Origin of the sequence: Streptomyces tropicalis, from assembly GCF_029269835.1 — a bacterium.
Taxonomy (GTDB): Bacteria; Actinomycetota; Actinomycetes; order Streptomycetales; family Streptomycetaceae; genus Streptomyces; species Streptomyces tropicalis.
Map to the genome: position 1 here is coordinate 116,015 of NZ_JARJBB010000017.1, position 6,000 is coordinate 122,014.

6 protein-coding genes are annotated in these 6,000 nt (G+C 73.5%); 3 read left to right on the top strand and 3 right to left on the bottom strand.

Annotation, left to right across the window (positions count from 1 at the left end; genetic code table 11):
• The first annotated feature begins 314 nt into the window (after positions 1-314).
• From P3H78_RS26050 to P3H78_RS26060, 3 genes are all read left to right on the top strand, one after another.
• A complete protein-coding gene (locus P3H78_RS26050) occupies positions 315-1,316 on the top strand; it encodes a heme o synthase (protein ID WP_276111594.1) in 1,002 nt (333 codons plus the stop codon).
• Positions 1,317-1,423: 107 nt separating this feature from the next.
• The gene (locus P3H78_RS26055) at positions 1,424-1,756 is read left to right on the top strand and encodes a hypothetical protein (protein ID WP_276111595.1); all 333 of its coding nucleotides are present in this window, start codon (positions 1,424-1,426) and stop codon (positions 1,754-1,756) included.
• A 139-nt stretch (positions 1,757-1,895) separates the two neighbouring features.
• Positions 1,896-3,014 carry an amidohydrolase family protein gene (locus tag P3H78_RS26060; RefSeq protein ID WP_276111596.1) on the top strand — a complete coding sequence of 373 codons (1,119 nt, stop codon included), beginning with the start codon at positions 1,896-1,898 and terminating at the stop codon, positions 3,012-3,014.
• A gap of 63 nt (positions 3,015-3,077) precedes the next feature.
• Here the strand turns inward: P3H78_RS26060 and P3H78_RS26065 are convergent, their stop codons facing one another.
• The 3 genes from P3H78_RS26065 to P3H78_RS26075 all read right to left on the bottom strand — a co-directional run bounded on the left by P3H78_RS26065 (position 3,078) and on the right by P3H78_RS26075 (position 5,862).
• Positions 3,078-4,088 carry a COX15/CtaA family protein gene (locus P3H78_RS26065; RefSeq protein ID WP_276111597.1) on the bottom strand — a complete coding sequence of 337 codons (1,011 nt, stop codon included), beginning with the start codon at positions 4,086-4,088 and terminating at the stop codon, positions 3,078-3,080.
• Positions 4,089-4,168: 80 nt separating this feature from the next.
• Entirely contained in the window at positions 4,169-4,942 is a 774-nt protein-coding gene (locus tag P3H78_RS26070) for an ABC transporter permease (protein ID WP_276111598.1), read from the bottom strand.
• Positions 4,939-5,862 (bottom strand): ABC transporter ATP-binding protein, encoded by a 924-nt coding sequence (locus P3H78_RS26075; RefSeq protein WP_276111599.1) that lies wholly within the window; start codon positions 5,860-5,862, stop codon positions 4,939-4,941. The genes P3H78_RS26070 and P3H78_RS26075 overlap by 4 nt, the downstream gene beginning before the upstream one ends.
• Positions 5,863-6,000 lie beyond the last annotated feature (138 nt).

Below are 6,000 nucleotides of genomic sequence, written 5' to 3' on the forward strand. Positions count from 1 at the left end.
GGCCGCTGTCGAGCCTACCCCCGTAGGGACGTGCGTTTTTTCGAGTCATTCCAGACTGCCGGGCCCGCCGGGCATCCGCCTCCCGACCCGCCCCGCGCCGCATTCGGCACCTGAATACGGAGCCGCTCATCCGATCGCTCAATCGAGCTGCGGCGCGCCCGTCGGACGACCCTCCTCCGGGGTACGCCTACCCGCGTCCGGGCACCTCAGCCAACACGACCCCACCCCCGCGAATGTCCGGGTCTGGGCAACGTCTACAGTGGCGTGGTACGCGCGAGCCTTCACCGTGGGTCCACAGGTGGAGGCTCGCTGGGATGTCTCTGTCAGGGGTGTGCGTGACGGCCGTCGAATCCCGTCCAGCGGGTGGGGGCACCTCCCACGCCGCGAGGGCCGCGGGGGAACCGGGTGCGAACCGGAACCCGGGCAGTCGGCCGTTCGGGGCCCGGGTCAAGGGCTTCGTGGCCCTGACCAAGCCGCGGATCATCGAGCTGCTGCTCATCACCACCGTTCCGGTGATGTTCCTGGCCCAGCAGGGTGTGCCCGACCTGACGCTGGTGCTGCTCACCTGCGTCGGCGGCTACCTCTCGGCCGGCGGGGCCAACGCGCTCAACATGTACATCGACCGCGACATCGACGCGCTGATGGACCGCACCTCCCAGCGCCCCCTGGTCACCGGCATGGTCAGCCCGCGCGAGTGCCTCGCCTTCGGCATCACGCTGGCGGTCGGCTCGACGCTGCTGTTCGGCCTCACCGTCAACTGGCTGTCGGCGTGGCTGTCGCTCGGAGCGCTCCTCTTCTACGTCGTCGTCTACACGATGATCCTCAAGCGGCGTACCTCGCAGAACATCGTCTGGGGCGGCATCGCCGGCTGCATGCCGGTCCTCATCGGCTGGTCCGCCGTCACGGACTCGATGTCCTGGGCCCCGGTCATCCTCTTCCTCGTCATGTTCTTCTGGACGCCCCCGCACTACTGGCCGCTGTCCATGAAGGTCAGGGACGACTACGCCCGCGTGGGCGTGCCGATGCTGCCGGTCATCGCGTCCAACAAGGTCGTGGCACGGCAGATCGTGGTCTACAGCTGGGTCATGGTGGCCGTCTCGCTGCTGCTGACGCCGCTCGGCTACACCGGCTGGTTCTACACCGCGGTGGCCCTGGCGGCGGGCGGCTGGTGGCTGTGGGAGGCGCACGCCCTGCAGAACCGGGCCAAGGCCGAGGCGACGGGCGGCAAGCTCAAGGAGATGCGCCTGTTCCACTGGTCCATCACCTACGTCTCCCTGCTCTTCGTCGCCGTGGCGGTGGACCCCTTCCTGCGGTAGGGCGAGGACGCGCCCGCGGCACGGCACCCGGGACGGGAGGGGTGCGTGGTCAAGGCCACGCACCCCTCCCGTCGCCCTTTGATCTACCCGTGGGTAGCATCCTGGCCATGGCAGACACGCAGCAGGTTGACCCCAAGGCCGAGCGCACGGCGGCCCGGCTGGCCCGGCAGATCGGCTCCTTCTCCAAGGCCCACGGCGGGGCCGAGGGGCAGATCGCCTACATCGGGGAGCGCGGCTCCCGGATCGTGCTCGTCGGCGAGGACGGCACCTGGGGCGACCTCGTGGCGCCCAGCCAGGCCGTCGCCGAGCAGGCGGTGCAGAAGGCCGGGATCACCGTCCACGAGGCCTTCGACGGCGAGTTCGCGGCCAAGGTGCGCACCGGCCCGTACGAGTGGACGCGCATGGCGGGCATCCAGGTGGGTGGCCCGAGCAACGACTGACGTCCTCCGCCGTCCGGCACGGAACGCGCACGGAGGGCGGCGGAGCAACACCTGACGCCCGTTTCACCCGTTAGGACCGTAGAAGCGCGGGGGCCGGCGACGGCCCCCGGAAGCGCCCGGTCCAGACGCGGGAGTCCGGATGATCGAAACGCCGTCCCTCGTGGACCAGTACTGCCACGGCGTACTGAGGACGGAGCTGGGCCTCGGCACCTTCGAGGCCCGGCTCGCCCGCACCGAGGGCCCGCCCGCGCCGGGCACCACCCTCTTCGACACGCAGACCGGCTTCGCCGTGCGCCGCTGGTGCCCGCCGCTGCTGGGCCTGGAGCCGCACTGCCCGCCCGCCCGCTACCTGGCCCGCCGCCGGGAACTCGGCGTCCGGGAGGCCGGCCGCCGGCTGCTGCGCGGGAGCGGCATCACCACCTACCTCGTCGACACCGGGCTGTCCGGCGACCTCACCGGGCCCGTCGAGATGGCCGGCGCGGGCGACGCCGACGCCCACGAGATCGTGCGTCTGGAACCCCTGGCCGAGCAGGTCGCCGACACCTCCGGCACGGTCGAGTCGTTCCTGGCCAACCTCGCCGAGTCCGTGCACGGCGCCGCCTCCCACGCCGTCGCCTTCTCCTCCGTCGCGGGCTCCCGGCACGGCCTGGCCCTCGCCCCCGAGCCGCCGGGGCCGGGGGAGGTGCGGGGTGCCGCGTCCCGCTGGCTCACCGACCGGCGGGCCGGCGGGGAGCTGACCGACCCGGTGCTCCTGCGGCACCTGCTGTGGAGCGCCGTCGCCTCGGGCGTCCCGCTCCAGCTGCACGCGGGCCTCGGCGAACCGGGGCGGCGCGTCGACCGCGCCGACCCCGTGCTGCTGACCGACTTCGTCCGGGCGACCGCCGGCCTCGGCACCGACCTCGTCCTGCTGCACGGCTACCCCTACCACCGCCAGGCGGCCCACCTCGCGGGCGTCTTCCCGCACGTGTACGCCGACGCGGGCGCCGTGCTGCTGCGCACCGGGGCGGGCGCGGCGACGGTGCTGGCCGAGATCCTGGAGCTGGCGCCGTTCGGCAAGATCCTCTTCTCCAGCGGGGCGCACGGCCTGCCGGAGCTGCACGTGGTCGGCGCCCGGCTGTTCCGCGAGGCGCTCGGCCGGGTGCTGGGCACCTGGGTCGCCGACGGCGCCTGGTCCCTGACCGACGCGCAGCGGGTGGCCGGGATGATCGCGGCGGGCAACGCACGCCGGGTCTACGGACTGGACCGGGCCGCCGGCTGACGGGCCGCGGCGAAGTGGACCGCCGGACGGCGACCCGACCGGCGGGCCGGTCCGGAGGGCCGCTCAGGCCTGTGTGAGCGCGGCCTCCGACGCCGGACCGGGCAGGTCCGCCGTCTCCGGTGCGGGCCGCTCCCGCAGCGACAGCAGCACGCGCAGGACGCCGATCCACACCAGGCAGGAGCCCAGCATGTGCAGGGCCACCAGGGCCTCGGGCAGATGCGTGAAGTACTGGACGTAGCCGATGACGCCCTGTCCGAGCAGGACCAGGAACAGGTCCCGGGTGCGGTGCAGCGGGCCGGACGGGGCGTCGACCGCCTTGAGGACGAACCACAGGGCGAACGTCAGCGTCACCACGATCCAGGCCAGCACCGCATGCAGCTTGGCGACCGTCTCCCAGTCGATCGGGATGCGGGCGACCTCCTTGGTGTCGCCGGCGTGCGGTCCCGCGCCCGTGACGACCGTGCCCACGCCGATCAGCAGGATGCTCGCGGCCGCCAGGAACCACACCAGCTGCTGCACCGCGCCGCCGACCAGCGGCCGCGGCGCCCCGTCGCCCTCGCGGGTGCGCTGCCACATCACCGTGGCGACCGTGATGAGCGCCGTCGACAGCAGGAAGTGCGCCGCGACGGTGTACGGGTTCAGGCCGACGAGGACGACGACGCCGCCGAGCACCGCGTTGCCCATGACCACCCAGAACTGCGCCCAGCCGAGCCGGGTCAGCGCGCGCCGCCACGGCTTCTGCGCCCGGGCCGCGACGATCGCCCAGCCGACGGCCGCGCACAGCACGTACGTCAGCATGCGGTTGCCGAACTCGATCATGCCGTGCACGCCCATCGCACGGGTCGTGGTGAGCGAGTCCTCGGTGCAGGTCGGCCAGGTCGGGCAGCCGAGCCCCGAGCCGGTCAGGCGCACGGCGCCGCCGGTCACGACGATCACCACCGACATGACGAGCGCGGCGAGGGCGGCCCGCCGGACGGTCCCCGGGCGGGGGGTCCAGCGGGCGGCGACGAGGGCGAGCGGGTTGCGCACGGCCGCTACGGCGTCGGCGCGGGTCAGCTTTGGCACGCGTCCCATCGTAGGCGCCCGCTTGTGCACGCATTCACGAGGGTCGGGGTACGCGGTGCGCGCGGCCCCGGGACCCGCCGAGGACGCCGCTACTCCCAGCGGAAGAGCGCCCCGGCGGCCGCCAGGCCCACGACCGCCCAGACGGCCAGGACGCCCAGGTCGCCCCAGGGCATGCCGGCGCCGTGCTGGAGCACGGACCGCAGCCCGTCGGACAGCGCCGAGATCGGCAGCAGGCCGAGCACGTCCTGCGCACCGGAGGGGAAGCGGTCCAGCGGGACGATCACCCCGCCGCCCACGAGCAGCAGCAGGAAGACCAGGTTGGCCGCGGCCAGGGTGGCCTCGGCCTTCAGCGTGCCGGCCATCAGCAGGCCGAGGCCCGAGAAGGCCGCGGTGCCGAGCACCAGGAGCAGCACGACCGACAGCGGGTCGCCGTGCGGGGACCAGCCCAGGGCGAGGGCGACCACCGTCAGCAGCAGGACCTGGAGGACCTCGGTGACCAGGACCGAGAGCGTCTTGGCCGCCATCAGGCCCCAGCGGGGCAGCGGTGAGGAGGCCAGCCGCTTCAGCACCCCGTACCGGCGCTCGAAGCCGGTCGCGATCGCCTGCCCGGTGAACGCCGTCGACATCACCGCGAGCGCGAGGACCCCCGGGGCGAGGAAGTCGACGGCCGGGCCCGCGCCGGTGTCGACGATGTCGACGGAGCCGAAGAGCACCAGCAGCAGCGTCGGGATCACGACGGTCAGCAGCAGCTGCTCGCCGTTGCGCAGCAGCATCCTGGTCTCCAGCGCCGCCTGCCTCCCGATCATGCGGGGCAGGGGCGCCGCGCCCGGCTTCGGGGCGTAGGTACCGGGCGCGGTCGTCATGAGCGCAGCTCCTTGCCGGTCAGCTCGAGGAAGACGTCTTCGAGGGTGTGCCGCTCCACGGAGATCCGGTCCGGCATCACCCCGTGCTGGGCGCACCACGACGTGACCGTCGCGAGCAGCTGCGGGTCGACCTTGCCGACGACCCGGTACGCGCCCGGGGTCAGCTCGGCCGCGGAGCAGTCGGCGGGCAGCGCCTTGAGCAGCGACCCCACGTCGAGGCCGGGCCGCCCGGTGAAGCGCAGGGTGTTCTCCGCCCCGCCGCGGCACAGCTCCTCCGGGGTGCCCTCGGCGATGACCCGGCCGGCGTCGATGATCGCGACGGCGTCGGCGAGCTGCTCGGCCTCGTCCATGTAGTGCGTCGTCAGGATCACGGAGACCCCGTCGGTGCGCAGGTCCCGCACGAGGTCCCAGGTGGCCCGGCGGGCCTGCGGGTCGAGGCCGGCCGTCGGCTCGTCCAGGAAGACCAGCTCGGGCCGGCCCACCACGGCCATCGCCAGGGCGAGCCGCTGCTGCTGGCCGCCGGAGAGGCGCCGGTAGGAGGTGCGGCCGCAGGAGCCGAGTCCGAGACGCTCGATCAGGGCGCCCACGTCGAGGGGGTGCGCGTGCAGACCCGCCACGTGGCGGAGCATCTCGTCGGCGCGGGCTCCGGAGTAGACCCCGCCGGACTGGAGCATGACCCCGATGCGCGGCCGCAGCGCGGCGGACTGCGCCACCGGGTCGAGGCCCAGGACGCGCACCGTGCCGGAGTCCGGCCTCCGGTACCCCTCGCAGGTCTCGACCGTCGTGGTCTTCCCGGCGCCGTTGGGGCCGAGCACTGCGGTCACCCCCGCCTGGGCCGTCAGGTCGAGGCCGTCCACGGCGGTCTTCCCGCCGTACCGCTTCACCAGGGACCGCACCTGGACCACGGGCTCACTTCGCATGGGTCCAGAGTCTAGTGCCGCATCAGACAACGTTCGCCTCGTTGTGACGCGCCGTCCGGCTACGGGCCGGGACGGCGCGCGTCGGCCATGCTGTCCTGGTGGCTGAACGGGTTCGGGTGCGGGAGATCGACGACGACG

Excerpts from the sequence above, each read along its gene's own strand:
- P3H78_RS26070 (WP_276111598.1), bottom strand. The coding sequence starts at position 4,942 with ATGACGACCGCGCCCGGTACCTACGCCCCGAAGCCGGGCGCGGCGCCC.
- P3H78_RS26055 (WP_276111595.1), top strand. The coding sequence starts at position 1,424 with ATGGCAGACACGCAGCAGGTTGACCCCAAGGCCGAGCGCACGGCGGCC.
- P3H78_RS26060 (WP_276111596.1), top strand. The coding sequence starts at position 1,896 with ATGATCGAAACGCCGTCCCTCGTGGACCAGTACTGCCACGGCGTACTG.
- P3H78_RS26050 (WP_276111594.1), top strand. The coding sequence starts at position 315 with ATGTCTCTGTCAGGGGTGTGCGTGACGGCCGTCGAATCCCGTCCAGCG.
- P3H78_RS26065 (WP_276111597.1), bottom strand. The coding sequence starts at position 4,088 with ATGGGACGCGTGCCAAAGCTGACCCGCGCCGACGCCGTAGCGGCCGTG.
- P3H78_RS26075 (WP_276111599.1), bottom strand. The coding sequence starts at position 5,862 with ATGCGAAGTGAGCCCGTGGTCCAGGTGCGGTCCCTGGTGAAGCGGTAC.